Here is a 15,383-nt window from a genome sequence, read left to right on the forward strand (position 1 = left end):
GGCGCTCCGGGTCAGCCGGTGGTCAGGGGGCAGCCGCTCTTGTCGGCGGGGGTGAACAGCGTGCCGCCCGGGATCGTCTCGATGACGCGGTAGAGGTCGGCCTTGCTCTTCGACTCCTTCGGGCTCTTCACCTCGACGAGCATCATGTCCATCACCACCCGGCCGTTGGCCTGAATGCGCGGGTTGCCGTAGAAGCCGTCGTCGATCGGCAGCTCCTTCATGACCTTGTTGACGGCGGCGGCGTCGTCGGTGCCGGCCTTCTCGACCGCCCGCAGGTAGTGCCGCACCGAGGAATAGGCGGCGGCGTGGCCCATGGTCGGCACGACGTTGCCGTTGCGGGCCATCAGGCGCCTGGCCCAGGCGCGGCTGGCGTCGTTGGCGTCCCAGTAGAAGTTCACCGCCATGCGGATGCCCTGCGCCACGTCGAGGCCGAGCGCCACGGTGTTGTTGGTGAAGACCAGCATCGCCACCACCTTCGAGGTGATGCCGAATTCCCGCGCCTGCTTGATGGTGTTGACGAGGTCCGGCCCGGCATTGGCGAGCCCGATCACGTCGGCGCCAGAGGACTGGGCCTGGATCAGCTGCGAGGAGAGGTCGGTGGCCCCGAGCGGGTGGCGGATCTCCCCGACCACGCTGCCGCCGGCGGCCTTCACGGCCTTGCCGGCGTCGGAAGCGAGCCCGTGGCCGAAGACGTAGTCGGCGGTGATGAAGGTCCACTTCTTGCCGCCGGACTGCACCACCGCGCCCGCCACCGCGTTGGCGAGCTCGCCCGTCGAGGGCACCCACTGCGTGCCGTAGGGCGAGCAGCCGGGGCCGGAGAACTGCGAGGCGTAGCCGCCGGTCACCATCGTGGTGATCTTGCGCTCCTTGGCGTAGGCCTGGACGCCGAGACCCACCGAGCTGGCGCCGCCGAGCACGAAGGCGGTGACGCCGCGCTGGTCGACGAGCTGGCGGGCAAGGCCCGAGCCGATGTCGGGCTTGTTCTGGTGGTCGACGCCGATCACCTCGATCGGCCGGCCCAGCACCTTGCCGCCGAAATCCTCCGCCGCCATCGTGGCGGCCAGCACCATGTTCGGCCCGCCATTGCCGGAATACATCCCCGACAGGTCCTCGATCACGCCGATGCGCAAGGGCGTCTGGGCGAGCGCCGGGACGGTGAGCGTCGTGGCGAGCAGTCCGGCGACGGCGGCGCGTCGCGTCCAGGACGGGCGGAGCATGGGCGTTTCCTCGTGATCGGCATCGGTCTTCCCGCGCCCGTCGAGGGGCGTCGGAGCGATGCGGGATGAGCGGCACGGATCTTATGGATCGCCGCGATATCGCGGCGGATCACAGTCGAAGTCCAATAGTTTGCGCGAGGCCCCGCCATCGTTTCCCGTTATGGCATGCCTCGACCTCGGCCGTACGCGCCGTCATCGTCGCCGTCTATGGCTCGCGCCCGACGTTTGTATTGGACGTGAGCCCCGCCGATCGGCGAAACCCGGGACATGATCGCGAGGGCCGTCCGCACACGAGCGCCCCGCAGCCGGAGGAGACGCCCGCATGATCACCAGCTTCTACATGCCGACCCGGATCGTCTCGGGGTCGGGCGCGCTCGCCACCATCGGCACCCTCGCCCGCGACCTGAAGATGACGCGGGTGCTGGTCGTGTCCGACCCGGTGATCTCGGCGCAGGGCTTCCACGCCGACGCGCTCGCCGCGCTCAATGAGGCCGGGATCGCGACGGCGCGCTTCGACGCGTGCGGGATCGACGCGCGGTGCTCGCACATCGACGACCAGGGCGAGCGGGTGCGCCGGGACGGCATCGACGGCGTCGTGTGCATCGGCGGCGGCTCGGTGATGTGCACCGGCAAGGGCATCGCCATCGTGGCGACGAACCACAAGCCGATGGCGGAGTGCACCGGCGTCGGCCGGTTCGACCGCAAGGCGCTGCCGATGATCATGGTGCCGACCACCGCCGGCTCCGGCTCCGAGGTGTCGCAATGGACCATCGTCAAGGACGAGGTGCGCCACCTGAAGCTCCTCGGCGGCGGCCCCCTGAGCTTCCCCGACGCGGCGATCCTCGACCCCGTCACCTTGCGCTCCCTGCCGATGCACGTGGCGGCCCTGCCGGCGGTCGACGCGCTGACGCACGGCGTCGAGGCGTACTTGAGCGGAATCGGCTCGCCGCTCACCGACGCGGTGGCGCTCGCCGCCGTGCGGCTCCAGGCCGCCTCCTTGCGCGCCTCGATCAATGCCGACGACGACCGGGCCCGGGAGGACAACCTCGTCGCCTCCTGCATGGCCAACATCGCCTGCGGCAACGCGCGGCTGGGCCACGGCCACGCCCTGTCCCTGCCGCTCGAGGGCCATCTCGACCTTCCCCACCCCTACGGCGTCGGGGTGCTCCTGCCGCACGTCATCGCGTTCAATCTCGCGGTTCTGCCCGCCAAGGTGGGTTCTCTCGCCGAGGCGCTCGAGGTCGAGACCGCCGGCCTGTCGCGGCAGGAGACGATCGAATCTTGCGCCGACGCGGTCCGGGCGCTCTACGCCGATATCGGCTTCCCCACCCGCTTCACCCCCGAGCAGCTCCCCCGCGACCGGGTGCGCGAGATGGCGCTGCGCGCCGTGCCGGGCCTCTATGCCGGCATCGCCGCCGAGGACTTCGACCCGGCGACCGCCAACGACCGCACCCTCATCGCGAGCCCGGCGGCGCGGAAGATGACGGTCAGGCAGGCGGAGGAGATGTTTGAGCGCTGCGTCGGGTGAGGGGGCGGTTCGCCCGCCGGATCCGGAATCCCCGGGTCGTCACCCCGGCACCATCCCTTCCGGCAGCCCGATCGCGTGATCCGCGATATCGCCGGCGCGGGTGATCCACACCGCGTCCCGGTGCTGCGCGATGTGCCGGAGCGCCTGCCGCAGCGGCCGCAGGCGGTGCGGCTGGCCGACGAGGTAGGGGTGGAGCGCGATGCCCATCACCAGCGGCGCGGAGGCGGCCGCCTCCCGCATCTCGTCGAAGGTGTCGACGATCATCTCGGCGAACTGGGACCCCGAATCCTTGCGTCCGACGATCGACGGGATGTCGTTCAATTCCTGCGGGTAGGGCACCGACAGGATGCGCCCGCCGCCGCGGGTCGAAAACCAGGTCGGCTGGTCGTCGTGGCACCAGTCGAGGAGGTAGCGGTAGCCGGCCTCGGCCAGGAGGTCCGGGGTCGCGCGGCTCTGCGAGATCCAGGGGCCGAGCCAGCCCGCCGGCGGTTGGCCCGCGTGGCGCGTCAGGACCGCGGTAGCCTCGGCGATCAGCGCCCGCTCCTCCTCCTCCGGCAGGGTGCCCTGGCGCTCGGCATTGGTGCGGCCGTGCCCCACCACCTCGTCGCCGCGGGCGCGGAAGACGTCCATCAGGCCCGGGCACGCGGCGTAGATGCGGCTGTTGACCAGCACCGAGGCGGGCAGGGCGAGCGCGTCGAACAGGTCGGCGAGGCGAAACACCCCGACGCGGTTGCCCCAGTCGCGCCAGGCATAGTTCAGCACGTCGGGCTGCGGCCCGCCCGGCGCCAGCTCGGCCCCGAGGCCGGTGCCGAAGTCGAAGCACTCGACGTTGAGGGCGACGTAGACCGCGAGCCGCTTCCCTCCGGGCCAGTCGTAGGCCGGACGTCGCGGCAGGGGGCTGTAGGCGTAGCGCCCGTGCTGGCGGCCGGTGCCGTCGCTCATCCGAGTCTCCGTCCTTCGTTCATTTGGCGGGCGGGGGCGCCTCCGCCGGGGCGGCGGGGGGCAGGAGGATGCCCGGGGCGACGCTGCCCTCCGGGCCGTACTCGCCGGCAACCGCCCGGCAGGCGGCGTCCCGGTTCTGCATCATCTGGTTCGACATCAGGGCGAAGATCGTCTGGACCTTGGCGCCGAAGGGACCGCGCGGCGGGCGCACGTCCTCGATTCCCACCTGATAGCGCGCGAGCAGCGCCTCGAACGGCGCCGTCCCGATGCGGTAGCCGCAGACATTGGCCGCCGCGAACACGTAGGCGGCCGTCTCCAGCGCCCGCGGCGGCGGGGCGTTGCGGATGCCTTGGGCGGCGGCCGGGCCGCAGGCGAGGGCCGCCGCGAGGGCGAGGGGCGGGATCGGACGCATCGGGGATCCTCCTGAAGGCGCCGCCCGGTCTGCGGCCGGGCTTTCGGCATGGGGCGGAACCTAGCGCAATCCGCCCTCGGCGCCAGGGCGGGCGCAACCGCCTCGCGGAGTGCCTCGAGACCGGCCGGTGCCGGAATCCGGGCGCGCGGCACACCCCGGCGGCGGCGATGACCTGACGGCTGACCATCCGCACGTGTACCTTGCGGCAGCCGCGAATCGTGACGGCGCCCGGATCTTTTGGGGAAGATATTCGATGTTGCGACTGGCGATCATGGCGGTCCTGCTTCTCGGTGCCCTCCCGACGGGGGCGCAGGCGCAGCAACCGCCCGGCCCGGCGGCGACGCCTGCGGATTACGTTCTCCTCACCATTCTCATGCGCCACGACCAGTCCAAGAACTTGGGTGAAATCAACCAGATACAGGATGACCAGGGGTTCTGGCGGAATTTCCCTCCCGAGGGGATCGAGGTCGAGTCGTGGTATATCGCCATGGGACTCGGGTATGTCGTGACGCTGCGGGTGCCGCCGGCACGGCTGCGGGAGGTGAACCGCTCCGTCGAGCAGGCGGCCTGGAAGGCGTTCCGGACGGAATTCTATCCGACCTACGACGCACGGGAGATCGTCAAGGCCTTGCGCGAGCGGGCCAAGGCGAAGTGACGCCTCAAGAGGGGCCGGCGCCCGATCGGGGCCGGCGCCGGGTCCGTGCGACGGCGTGAGCCGTGCCGCGGCGCCCTCGCGCCGGCTCCTCGGTTGCCGATGCCGACCTGCGGGTGGAGCCGCGCCGCGGCGAGCGGCAGCGGCGTCGTCCGGACCGGCAGCCCTCGTCGCGGATCCCGGACCTCCTTCCGCCCGGGTTCGGGTCCGCGCGGTCGCACGGCGTGCAGGTCAGCCGCGTGCCCGTGGCCGGCGGGGAATGGCCGAAGGGGAACGGGCGTCCGGGGCAGGCGGGCCGGCCTCGACGCGAGGCGCGGCGAAGGTCCGCGGGAATCGCCGCGATGGACGTGGCGAAGCGCCCCCGAAAAACTACCCTCCAGTATCCTGCCGACCCATGGCGGCTCCCGCGCCCCAGCCTATCTGCCCCCGGACGTTGCGGGGCCGGACAGCATGACCACGACCTTCTTCCTGGTGCGGCACGCCGCCCACGACCGGCTCGGCCGCACCTTGTGCGGGCGGATGCCCGGCGTGACGCTCGGGGCCGAGGGGAGGGCGCAGGCCGCGGCGCTGGCGGAGCGCTTGGCCGGCGAGGGGCTGGCGGCCGTCTACGCCTCGCCGCTCGAGCGGGCGCAGGAGACCGCCGCCCCGCTCGCGGCCCGCACCGGCCTCGCGCTCGAGACCCTGCCGGCCTTGAACGAGATCGATTTCGGCGCCTGGGCCGGCCGGGACTTCGAGGCGCTGCACGCCGATCCGGCCTGGACCGGCTGGAACCAGGCCCGCCACGTCACGAGGCCGCCGGGGGGCGAGACGGCGCTCGAGGCGCAGGCCCGCGTGCTGCGCGGCCTCGAGGAGCTGCGGCAGCGCCACGGCGAGGCCCGCCTCGCCCTCGTCAGCCACGCCGACCTGATCAAGCTCGTGATCGCCCACGCCCTCGGGCTCGGCGCCGACGCGATGCAGCGTTTCGAGGTCGGCCCGGCCTCGGTGAGCGTGCTGGTGCTGGGCGACTGGGGCACCAAGGTCGAGAGCCTGAACGAGCGGGCCTTCCTGGGGGAGAACGCATGACCGACGAGAGACTGCGCGCCGAATCCCTGCGCGAACGGGCCGAGGCCCTGGGCCCCTGGTTCCACAACATCGAGCTCGCGCCCGGCGTGGTCACGGCGCCGGACCACTTCCTCGGCGACTACCCGATGGTGAAGTGGCGGAGCTTCGCCGACGCGGTGCCGGCCGATCTCACCGGCCGGACCGTGCTCGACATCGGCTGCAACGCCGGTTTCTACGCGATCGAGATGAAGCGGCGCGGCGCCGCCCGGGTGCTCGGGATCGACGAGGACGAGCGCTATCTCGCGCAAGCGCGCTTCGCCGCCGAGGCGCTGGGGGCGGAGATCGAGTTCCGCACCCTCTCGGTCTACGATGTCGGGGCGCTGGGAGAGCGCTTCGACGTCGTGCTGTTCATGGGCGTGCTCTACCACCTGCGCCACCCGCTGCTCGCCCTCGACCTGATCCACACCCACGTCGCCGGCGACCTCATGGTCTTCCAGTCGATGCAGCGGGGTGCGAACACGGTTGCGCCGGTCGCGGACGACTACGATTTCTTCGAGACCGGCCACTTCGACGATCCGGGCTATCCGAAGCTGCATTTCATCGAGACCAACTACGCCGGCGACCCGACCAACTGGTGGGCCCCCAACCGCGCCTGCACCGAGGCGATGCTGCGCGCCTCCGGCTTCCGGATCGAGGCGCATCCGGAGGAGGAGGTCTATCTCTGCCGGCGCGCCGCGACGCCGGTCGATTGCCGGCCGGTCTACCCGGCGCGCCCGCCGGCTTGAGCGGTACACGGGGCAGGCCTGCGTCCAATAACGTCGCGGCGGGCACGCGGATTGCCAAGGTCCTCGCGCCCCAGGACCCGAGCGCCCCGTGACACCTCCCGCCCGATGAAGCTCACGATCCGCCGCGGGACCCTGCGCGAGCCGGGCCCGGATCTCACCCGGCTGCCGGTGGCGCCGGACCTCACCGGCATCAGCATCGCCGAAGGCCTGCGGGCGGCGGTGGCGTTCGCGAGCATCATCCTGCTCGAAGGGTGGCTGGCCTGGCCGCCGCTCCTCACCATGGCGCTCGCCGCCAACCTGACCTGCTTCTGCGACATCGGCGGGCCGATCCGGCCGCGCCTCACGGCGCTCCTCGCCTTCGCGGGACTCGGAGGCGTGGTCTGGGGCGCCTTCGGGGTGATGGAGGGCCACGGTCCGGCCCTGGTGCTGCCGGTGGCGCTCGCGGTCATCCTCTGCTGCACCTTCGCGCGGGTCTGGGGCGTGCCGGCCCAGACGGTCGGCAACGTGCTGGTGGTGGTGCTCTGCCTCGCCCTCGACCGGGCGCTGACCCCGGAGCAGGGCGTCGTCGTGGCGGCGATGTTCTGGGCCGGCGGGCTCTGGGCCGCCTTCCTCGCCCTGGTGGTGTGGCGGCTCCACCCCTACCGGCCGGCCCACGCCGCCATCGGGGGCGTCTGGCGCGGCCTCTCGCGCCTCGCCCGCGACCTGCGCCGCCTCTCGGCCGACCCGCACGGCGCCGGCCTCGCGGTCTGGGAGGCCCATGCCCGGGGCCACCGCCGGGCGGTGCGCGACGCGATCGAGGCCGCGCGCACGCTCGTTCTCGACCTCGCCCGCAGCCGCGCACGGCTCTCGGAGCGCAACGCCCGGGCGTTGATCCGCCTCGAGGCGGCCGAGCAGCTGTTCGGGGTGATGATCGCCCTGTCGGACTACCTCGAGCGCGCCACCCCGGCGCAGCGGGCGGAGGCGGCCAAGCTCCTGCGCCTGCTGCCGCCGATGCTGAAGGTCCTGGCCCGGGCGATCCGCCGCGACCGGCCGGTGGATCTGCGCCGCATCGAGCGGGCCTTGAGCCGGGCGAAGCCCGCCCCCGAGGCCGACCCGGCCTTGCGCCGGATGGCCGAGCGCATCCTCGACCGGGTGCGCATCGGCGCCAAGCTGTCGGGGCCGGAGGACCTCGCCGGCGGCGGGGGGCTCGCCGGCGCACCGGCCCCGCCCTGGCGCGAGCGGGTGCTGGGGCCGCTGCGGGCAAACCTGACCTGGTCCTCGGCGAACCTGCGCCATGCCGTGCGGGCGACCGTGGTGGCGCTGCCGGCGCTCGCCGTCACCGTCTGGTGGCCGGGCCCGTTCACCCACTGGCTCACCATCACGGTGGTGCTGACGATGCAGCCCTTCTACGCCGCCACCTGGCAGCGGGCGCTGGAGCGCATCGGCGGCACGGTGCTCGGCGGGGTGATCGGGGCGGTGCTGGCCTTCTACGCCACCTCGCCGCCGATCCTCGCCGCCATGATGGTGCCGCTCAGCGTCGTCGGCTTCGCGGCCCGCGGGGTGAGCTACGGCACCTTCATCGCCTGCCTCACGCCCCTCGTGGTCGTGCTGGTCGAACTCGTCGAGCCCGGGCACTCGTCCTGGGAGATCGTCGGGATGCGGGCGCTGTTCACGGTGCTGGGCGGTGCGGTGGCGGTGCTGGCCGGCCTGCTGCTCTGGCCGCTCTGGGAGCCGGGGCGCGTGCGCGACGCGCTGCGCATCGCGCTCCAGGCCCATGCCCGCTACGCCGAGGCGGTGGTGGCGGAGCGCTTAGGCGAGGGGACGATGCCGGCCGCCGAGGCGGCGGCCCGGGCGGCGGGGCTCGCCAGCAACAACCTCGAGGCGGCGCTCTCCCGCGCCCTGCAGGAGCCGCACCGCCGCGGCCGCTCCCGCATCGAGGCCGCGATGGTGGCCGACGCCACGCTCCGTCGCATGGCCGGCCGCCTCGCGATCCTGCGCCACGAGCCGGAGCCGGCGGGGGCCGACGCAGCCGCCTGGAAGGCCTGGCGCGACTGGCTCGGCCAGGCGCTTGCCGCGACCGCCGCGGGCGAGAGGCTGCCGCCGAAGCCCGAGGGTGCGGACTCGGCGGCATTCGGGCGCATCGCCGCCCAGGTCGAGCTCCTGGCCGGGACGCTGAAGCGGGCGGGGATCGGCGGGCGCGAGGCTGGGGCGGCGGGGTAGCGGCGGTTCCGGAGGACGGGATCGCTCACCGTCACGGTCCATCCCGGCCACGACCCCTTTCCGAGGTCGCGGGTGGGGCGAGCGATCCACGCCGGTCCGGTCGGGTTCATGCCTCGCAAGCGTCGCGGCGTTCCCCTCACCCCCGCTTCGCCCCCGCCCGGTCCGCCGGGGAGGCGAGGGGATCCCGGGGGGCCTCGCGCCCCTCGCGGGCCGCGTTCGTGAACACCGTCTGGCCGCCCGGGCCCGTATCCTCGCGCCGGGGCGGATTGCGCCTTGTGTCGTCGCGGCCGGCCAGCTCGTCCGGGTTGCCGCGCTCGGACGGAGGGACATCGTCGATCCGCGTCGGCGCCGCCTCGCTGCCGCCCGGCGCGCTCAGGATCCCGGATTGCGTCGTCCCGTCGCCGCCCATGCCGCCATAACCCTGCGGCCCGCCGCCGCCGGCATTCTCGCCGGCGGTGCCGAAGGCCGCCCGCACGTCGTCCGCCTCGCCCGGCAGGTCGCCGGGATCGGGGGCCCGCCCGGCATCGTCGCGCGGCCCGTCGGGATGAGCGAGGCGCTCGGCCAGCTCGCGCCGCTCCTCGGGCGTGAGCAGCTCCCGGCGGGCCGTCCCGGCCGCGCCCGTCGCGGGCGAGACCCGGCCGCCGGGCACCGGCGCCTCTCGGTTGCCAGGATGATCGGCCATGCGCGCGCTCCCTCTCGACACGGATCCGGCCGCCGGCCGGGCCGGACCAAAGCGCGGGGTCTGGGGCCGTTCCATCGCCCACCCGAGTGGAACTCGGCCTGCGATGCGTCTACGACGGGAGCGCCGCCCGAAGAGGCGGGACGTCCCGTGCGGACGAGACGACAGGGAGGATGAGGCGATGCCTGGAAAACGGCTGTGGATGCTGTCGGTCGCCGTGGCGGCCGGGTGCGGATGGCTGGCGTCGGGATGGAGCGCGTCGATGGCGACCGGGAAGGAACCCCGCTTTCCCCAGCTCACGCTCGAGACCCTGAACGAGCAGCAGCGCCCGCTCGGCGAGAAGATCATGAAGATCTCCAGCGTCGGCATCGGCGGGCCCTACAACCCGCTCCTGCGCAGCCCGGTCCTGGCCTCGCGGATGTACGACCTGCTCGACTACCTGCGCTGGAACAGCTCGCTGCCGGCCCGCCTGAGCGAGTTCGCGATCCTGATCCAGGCCCGGCTCTGGCGCTCGCAGGTCGAGTGGTACGCGCACCATCCCCTCGCCCTGAAGGCCGGGCTGCCGGAGAGCGTCGCGGCCGACCTCAAGGCGAACCGGCGCCCGGCCGGCATGAGTCCGGAGGAGGAGGCGGTCTACGACTTCTGCATGGAACTCACGACGAAGCACGAGGTCTCGGACGCGGTGTTCGACCGCGCCAAGCGCCTGCTCGGCGAGCAGCAGGTCGTCGACCTCATCGGCATCAGCGGCACCTACGTGACGGTGGCGATGATCCTGGCGGCCGCGGAGGCCGGCGTGCCGCCCGGCAAGGAGCCGCCCTTCAAGCCCGGCGAGCCGTGAACCGGGAAGCGGGTGGCCGTCGGTGCCGTGCGTCGTGGCCGTCAGGCGTGAGATGATCTCGTCCGCAGCAGCACCTTCCGGCGACGGAGATCTCATGCATAAATAAATACACACGGAGCGCGGCGATGCCCAAGGTCGAAACGGATCCTCGGGCGATCGTCGTGCGCCTCCTGGCCGAAGGCTGGCTCAGCGAGGGTGGCGCGAAGCACGAGAAGTTCGCTCATCCGCAGCGACCCGGCGTGAAGATCATGGTGCCCCGGCACCGAACCCTCACGCCCGGCGTCGCCCGCGTCATCGCCAAGGGGGCCGGCTGGATCTGAGAGGATGACATGCCCCGCTACATTGCCCTGATCGACGGCGAGCCCGGCGGCTACGGCGCCGCCTTTCCGGATTGCCCCGGCTGCACCGCCATGGGCGGGACGATCGACGAGGCCATCGGCAATGCCGGCGAGGCGTTGCGCGAGTGGATCGGCGACCGCCTGGCCGCCGGGCTCGCTGCCCCGGAGCCGCGAACGGCCGACGCCCTCCTTGCCGATCCGGAGGAAGCGGAGGCGATGGTCGAGGCCATCCTGGTGGCGACCGTTCCGCTCGTCCTCGACGAGGGCCGCTCGGTACGGGTGAACCTCTCGCTCGACGCGGGCGCCCTCGCGATGATCGACCAGGCCGCCCGCGAGCGCGGCGTGACGCGCTCGGCGTTCCTCGTCTCGGCGGCGCGGGAGAAGATCATGGCCGACGGGTAGGGGCGGCCCCCTCACCCCCGCCGCAGCAGGAACACCCCCTGCGTGCCGACGAGGTTCCACACCCACCACGGCAAGGCGAAGCGCATCGGGTGGCCCGAGGCGTCCAGCGCCGAGGCGCGCTCGATCCGGGCGCCGACGAGGCGGCACAGGCCGACGAAGTCGCGGATGGTGCAGTGGTGGATGTTCGGGGTCTCGTACCAGGGATCCGGCAGGGTGTCGGTCACCGGCATCCGGCCGCGCAGCATCAGCTCGCTGCGCACCCGCCAGTGGCCGAAATTCGGAAACGACACGATCGCCCGGCGGCCGATCCGCAAGAGGTGCTCCAGCACCACCTTGGGCTGGCGCGTCGCCTGGATCGTCTGCGACAGGATCACGTAGTCGAAGGCGTCGTCCGGATACGCCGCGAGATCCGTGTCGGCGTCGCCCTGGATCACCGGCAGGCCATGGGCCAGGCAGGCATTGACGCCCGCACGCGACAATTCGATGCCCCGGCCGTCGACGCCGCGGCGGTCCCGCAGGAGCGCGAGCAGCGAGCCGTCGCCGCAGCCGACGTCGAGGACCCGCGAGCCCGGCTCGACGAGGTTGAGCATCACCAGATGGTCGATGCGTGACGAGCCGGTGGCGTCCTGCGGCAGGTCCGCCGGGGCGAGGGAGGGAGAAGCGGTGGCGCTCACAGGCCGCGCTCCCGGGCGGCGGCCGCGATGAAGCCCCTGGCCGCCGAGATCATGGCGGGCTCGTCGAGCAGGAAGGCGTCGTGGCCCTTGTCGCTCTCGACCTCCACGAAGGCGACCGGCGCCGCCGCGGCGTTCAGCGCGTGGACGATCGCCCGCGAATCGGCGGTCGGAAAAAGCCAGTCGGAGGTGAAGGACATGATGCAGAACCGGGTCCTGGTGCCCCGGAAGGCGTTGGCGAGCACGCCGCCGTGGTCGGCGGCGAGGTCGAAATAGTCCATCGCCCGGGTGAGATAGAGGTAGGCGTTGGCGTCGAAGCGCTCGACGAAGGTGATGCCCTGGTGGCGCAGGTAGCTCTCGATCTGGAAGTCGGCGTCGAACGAGAAGGTCGGGGCGTCCCGGTCCTGCAGGCGGCGGCCGAACTTGCGATGGAGCGCCGGCTCCGACAGGTAGGTGATGTGGGCGCCCATCCGGGCGACGCCGAGGCCCTTGGCCGGGCGCGTGCCGACGTCGAGGTAGCGCCCGCCATGCCAGTTCGGGTCGGCCAGGATCGCCTGCCGGCCGACCTCGTGGAAGGCGATGTTCTGGGCCGAGTGGCGCGCGCCCGTGGCGATCGGCATCGCGGAAAAGACCCGCTCGGGATAGCTCGCCGCCCATTGCAGCACCTGCATCCCGCCCATCGAGCCGCCGATGCACAGGAAGAGATCCTTGATGCCGAGCCGGTCGAGCAGCATCGCCTGGCCCCGGACCATGTCGCGGATCGTCACCAGCGGGAAGTCGAGGCCGTAGGCGCGGCCGGTCGCCGGATTGATCGAGGCCGGGCCGGTCGTGCCCATGCAGGAGCCGACCACGTTGGCGCAGATCACGAAGTAGCGGTCGGTGTCGACCGGCTTGCCGGGCCCGACCAGGCGCTCCCACCAGCCGGGCTTGCCGGTGACCGGATGGGTGTTGGCGACGTGCTGGTCGCCGGTGAGCGCGTGGCAGACCAGCACCGCGTTGCTGCGGGCCGCGTTCAGCGTGCCGGCGGTCTGGTAGGCGATCTGCCAGGGTGCCAGGTCCACCCCCGCATCCATCGCCAGGGCTTCGTCGGCCTCGAAGCGGGCGACGGGGCTCGTCGGCTCGACGGCCTGGGAGGGGGCCTCGATCCCGGGCTTCAGGAGTGGTGTGGCCATGCTTCTCACGGGGCTGTCGCCGGGCGGCGGGCTCGACGAGGCGGCTCTCGGAAAATCCGGAGGCGGTTCGTTCTCCAAACCGGACCGGCCGTTAAAGCGTCCGAAAATTCCGCTTCGACGGACGAAAGAGGTAGGCCTTCGCTGCCGCCCCGTCAATCGACGGAAGTCTCTTCTCTCAAGGCCCGCGCGCCGTCGGCGCTGGCCCGCGGCGGCGGCGGGTCGTAAGACGGATTTTTCCCACCGCTGTCTCACGGGACGCCATGACGTCGACCCCGCCCGCCGACCTCGCCGCCCTCCGGGCCGACATCGACCGTATCGATTCGGCGATGCACGACCTCCTGATGGAGCGCGGCCGGATCATCGACCGCCTGATCGCCGTGAAGAAGACCTCGGCCTCGGGCTCCGCCTTCCGGCCCGGCCGCGAGGCCTCGATGATGCGCGCCATCGCCGAGCGCCACACAGGCCTCCTGCCCCTCGACACGGTGGAGGGGATCTGGCGCGTCATCATCGCGACCTTCACCTATGTGCAGGCGCCGTTCGCGGTCCATGCCGACGTCTCGGGCGGCGACGCGCCGATGCGCGACTCGGCCCGGTTCCATTTCGGCTTCACGGTGCCGTACCGGCCGCATCCGAGCGCCGCGGCGGTGATCGCCGCGGTCGCGGCCTCGCGCGGCGACCTCGGGGTCTTCCGCCTCGACCAGGGGGTGACGGCCGGCGCGTGGTGGCGGCTCCTGGCGGGTCCGGGCCGCCCGAAGGTGATCGCCCGGCTGCCCTTCATCGAGCGACCCGGCCACCCGGCCGGCACCCCGGTCTTCTGCATCGCCAAACCCCTCGACGACCCGGCGGCGGCCCAGCGCGACTGGGTGCTCTACGCCGCCCGCTTCGAGCGCTGGCGCGACGAGGCGGCGGAGGCGGTGGCGGAGTTCGGCGGCGAGGTGGTGGCGAGCGCCGGGATCGGCGGGGGCCTGAGCCAGCTCCTGGCGCTGCCCGGGGGCGTGAGCCCGGAGGAGGCGCAGGCGGCGCTGGCGGAGGCGGGCGCGGCGCCGGGCGCCTTCGAGGAGATCGGCAGCCACGCGGCCCGGTTCCGGGTGGGCGCTGCCTAGAACTTCCTCCCCCGGCGATCCTGGGATCGCCGGGGGAGTGGGGAGAGGTGTCAGGCCGTCGTGCCGAGCCGCCGGTTGAGCGCCAGCGCCCCGAGGGTGCAGACCGCGCCAGAGAGCAGGTACACCCCGACCCAGGGCAGCCCGAGGCGGCTCGAAGCGGCGAGCGCGACGAGCGGCGCGAAGCCGGCGCCGACGAGCCAGGCGAGGTCGGAGGTCAGCGCCGAGCCGGTGTAGCGGTACTTGGTCCCGAAGTTCTCCGCGATGGCGCCCGAGCTCTGGCCGTAGGCGAGGCCCAAGAGCGCGAAACCGATCACCACGAAGATCGTCTGCCCGGCCATGCTGTCGCCGAAGAGCAGCGGGCCGATGATGCTGCCGAGGGCGAACAGGCCGATCAGCGAGGCGGCGAGCGCGATGGTGGAGCGCCGGCCGATCTGGTCGGCGATCAGGCCCGACATGATGATCGTCATCGTGGCGATGGCGGCGCCGGCGAACTGCACCATCAGGAACTCGCCGACGGAGCGGCCGGTGAACAGGTTGATCCAGCTCACCGGAAACACCGTGACGAGGTGGAACAGGGCGTAGCAGGCGAGCGGCACGAAGGCGCCGACCACGATGTTGCGGCCGCTGGCCTGGACGGTGGCCAGCACCGGCTCCGGCTCGAGCTCGTCGGCCTCGAGCAGGCGGCGGAACTCCTCCGTGGCCACGAGGCGCAGGCGCGCGAACAGGGCCACGACGTTGATCGTGAAGGCGACGAAGAACGGGTAGCGCCAGCCGAAGCCCATGAAGTCGGCGTCCGAGAGCTGGGTCTCGAAGAAGGCGAACAGCCCGCTCGCCAGCATGAAGCCGACCGGCGCGCCGAGCTGCGGCAGCATCGCGTACCAGCCGCGGCGGCTCTCCGGCGCGTTGAGGGCGAGGAGCGAGGCCAGCCCGTCCCAGGCGCCGCCGAGCGCCAGGCCCTGGCCGATCCGGCAGAGCGCCAGCAGCACCGCCGACCAGGTGCCGATCGTCTCGTAGCCCGGCAGGAAGGCGATGAGGCAGGTCGAGGTGCCGAGCAGGAACAGCGCGATGGTGAGCTTGGTGGCCCGGCCGTAGCGCCGGTCGATCGCCATGAACACCACCGAGCCGACCGGCCGCGCCACGAAGGCGAGGGCGAACAGCCCGAACGCATACAGCGTGCCGGTCACCGGCTCGGCCCACGGGAAGACGTGGCGCGGGAAGACCAGCACGCAGGCGAGGCCGAACACGAAGAAGTCGAAGAATTCCGAGGTCCGGCCGATGATGACCCCGAGGGCGATCTCGCCGGGGGCGACGTGGCCCGGCTCCGACGAGGCCAGGCGGGCATCCCGTTCCGGCTTGGAGGAGTTGGCGGCGGCGGGATCCGCCGTGATCGTGGCCATATCGGAG

At 72.6% G+C, this 15,383-nt stretch carries 16 protein-coding genes; 9 read left to right on the forward strand and 7 right to left on the reverse strand.

Annotated elements, in window-relative coordinates; translation table 11 throughout:
- Positions 1–11: 11 nt before the first annotated feature.
- Entirely contained in the window at positions 12–1,217 is a 1,206-nt protein-coding gene (locus EU555_RS08950) for an ABC transporter substrate-binding protein (RefSeq protein WP_135414328.1), read from the reverse strand.
- 322 nt (positions 1,218–1,539) lie between these two features.
- Between EU555_RS08950 and EU555_RS08955 the strand changes: the two genes are divergently transcribed.
- The gene (locus tag EU555_RS08955) at positions 1,540–2,745 is read left to right on the forward strand and encodes an iron-containing alcohol dehydrogenase (RefSeq protein WP_135414329.1); all 1,206 of its coding nucleotides are present in this window, start codon (positions 1,540–1,542) and stop codon (positions 2,743–2,745) included.
- 39 nt (positions 2,746–2,784) lie between these two features.
- On the opposite strand, the gene EU555_RS08960 is transcribed toward EU555_RS08955, so the two are convergent.
- Together EU555_RS08960 and EU555_RS08965 are read right to left on the reverse strand one after the other, a co-directional pair.
- Positions 2,785–3,687: a polysaccharide deacetylase family protein gene (locus EU555_RS08960; RefSeq protein ID WP_135414330.1), complete on the reverse strand. Its 903-nt coding sequence runs from the start codon at positions 3,685–3,687 to the stop codon at positions 2,785–2,787.
- 19 nt (positions 3,688–3,706) lie between these two features.
- Positions 3,707–4,099 carry a hypothetical protein gene (locus tag EU555_RS08965; RefSeq protein WP_135414331.1) on the reverse strand — a complete coding sequence of 131 codons (393 nt, stop codon included), beginning with the start codon at positions 4,097–4,099 and terminating at the stop codon, positions 3,707–3,709.
- Positions 4,100–4,226: 127 nt separating this feature from the next.
- Here EU555_RS08965 and EU555_RS08970 point away from each other — a divergent pair, with 127 nt between their 5' ends.
- From EU555_RS08970 to EU555_RS08985, 4 genes are all read left to right on the forward strand, one after another.
- On the forward strand, positions 4,227–4,754 hold the full coding sequence (locus tag EU555_RS08970) for a hypothetical protein (RefSeq protein ID WP_245524209.1): 528 nt from the start codon (positions 4,227–4,229) through the stop codon (positions 4,752–4,754).
- Positions 4,755–5,201: 447 nt separating this feature from the next.
- On the forward strand, positions 5,202–5,813 hold the full coding sequence (locus EU555_RS08975; protein ID WP_135414332.1) for a histidine phosphatase family protein: 612 nt from the start codon (positions 5,202–5,204) through the stop codon (positions 5,811–5,813).
- Positions 5,810–6,577, forward strand: a complete 768-nt coding sequence (locus EU555_RS08980; protein ID WP_135414333.1) for a TIGR04290 family methyltransferase — start codon at positions 5,810–5,812, stop codon at positions 6,575–6,577. Before EU555_RS08975 ends, EU555_RS08980 begins: the two co-directional genes overlap by 4 nt.
- Before the next feature lie 105 nt (positions 6,578–6,682).
- On the forward strand, positions 6,683–8,776 hold the full coding sequence (locus tag EU555_RS08985; RefSeq protein WP_135414334.1) for an FUSC family protein: 2,094 nt from the start codon (positions 6,683–6,685) through the stop codon (positions 8,774–8,776).
- 136 nt (positions 8,777–8,912) lie between these two features.
- On the opposite strand, the gene EU555_RS08990 is transcribed toward EU555_RS08985, so the two are convergent.
- On the reverse strand, positions 8,913–9,458 hold the full coding sequence (locus tag EU555_RS08990) for a SclB protein (RefSeq protein WP_135414335.1): 546 nt from the start codon (positions 9,456–9,458) through the stop codon (positions 8,913–8,915).
- A 259-nt stretch (positions 9,459–9,717) separates the two neighbouring features.
- Here EU555_RS08990 and EU555_RS08995 point away from each other — a divergent pair, with 259 nt between their 5' ends.
- The 3 genes from EU555_RS08995 (at position 9,718) to EU555_RS09005 (ending at position 11,033) form a co-directional block, all read left to right on the forward strand.
- On the forward strand, positions 9,718–10,293 hold the full coding sequence (locus tag EU555_RS08995) for a carboxymuconolactone decarboxylase family protein (protein ID WP_245524210.1): 576 nt from the start codon (positions 9,718–9,720) through the stop codon (positions 10,291–10,293).
- A 125-nt stretch (positions 10,294–10,418) separates the two neighbouring features.
- The gene (locus tag EU555_RS09000) at positions 10,419–10,613 is read left to right on the forward strand and encodes a hypothetical protein (RefSeq protein WP_135414337.1); all 195 of its coding nucleotides are present in this window, start codon (positions 10,419–10,421) and stop codon (positions 10,611–10,613) included.
- A gap of 9 nt (positions 10,614–10,622) precedes the next feature.
- Complete coding sequence (locus EU555_RS09005) at positions 10,623–11,033, forward strand: type II toxin-antitoxin system HicB family antitoxin (protein ID WP_135414338.1); 411 nt, start codon at positions 10,623–10,625, stop codon at positions 11,031–11,033.
- Positions 11,034–11,044: 11 nt separating this feature from the next.
- Here EU555_RS09005 and metW read toward each other — a convergent pair whose 3' ends face one another.
- Both metW and metX read right to left on the reverse strand, forming a co-directional pair.
- Positions 11,045–11,668 (reverse strand): methionine biosynthesis protein MetW, encoded by a 624-nt coding sequence (metW, locus tag EU555_RS09010; protein ID WP_425375104.1) that lies wholly within the window; start codon positions 11,666–11,668, stop codon positions 11,045–11,047.
- Positions 11,669–11,703: 35 nt separating this feature from the next.
- On the reverse strand, positions 11,704–12,876 hold the full coding sequence (gene metX, locus EU555_RS09015) for a homoserine O-acetyltransferase MetX (protein WP_135414340.1): 1,173 nt from the start codon (positions 12,874–12,876) through the stop codon (positions 11,704–11,706).
- Positions 12,877–13,136: 260 nt separating this feature from the next.
- On the opposite strand from metX, the gene EU555_RS09020 reads away from it, so the two are divergent.
- On the forward strand, positions 13,137–13,979 hold the full coding sequence (locus EU555_RS09020; RefSeq protein ID WP_135414341.1) for a chorismate mutase: 843 nt from the start codon (positions 13,137–13,139) through the stop codon (positions 13,977–13,979).
- 50 nt (positions 13,980–14,029) lie between these two features.
- On the opposite strand, the gene EU555_RS09025 is transcribed toward EU555_RS09020, so the two are convergent.
- Positions 14,030–15,376, reverse strand: coding sequence for an MFS transporter (locus tag EU555_RS09025; RefSeq protein ID WP_135414342.1), 1,347 nt, complete (start codon positions 15,374–15,376; stop codon positions 14,030–14,032).
- Positions 15,377–15,383: the final 7 nt, after the last annotated feature.

Origin of the sequence: Methylobacterium nonmethylotrophicum (assembly GCF_004745635.1) — a bacterium.
Lineage (GTDB): Bacteria > Pseudomonadota > Alphaproteobacteria > Rhizobiales > Beijerinckiaceae > Methylobacterium > Methylobacterium nonmethylotrophicum.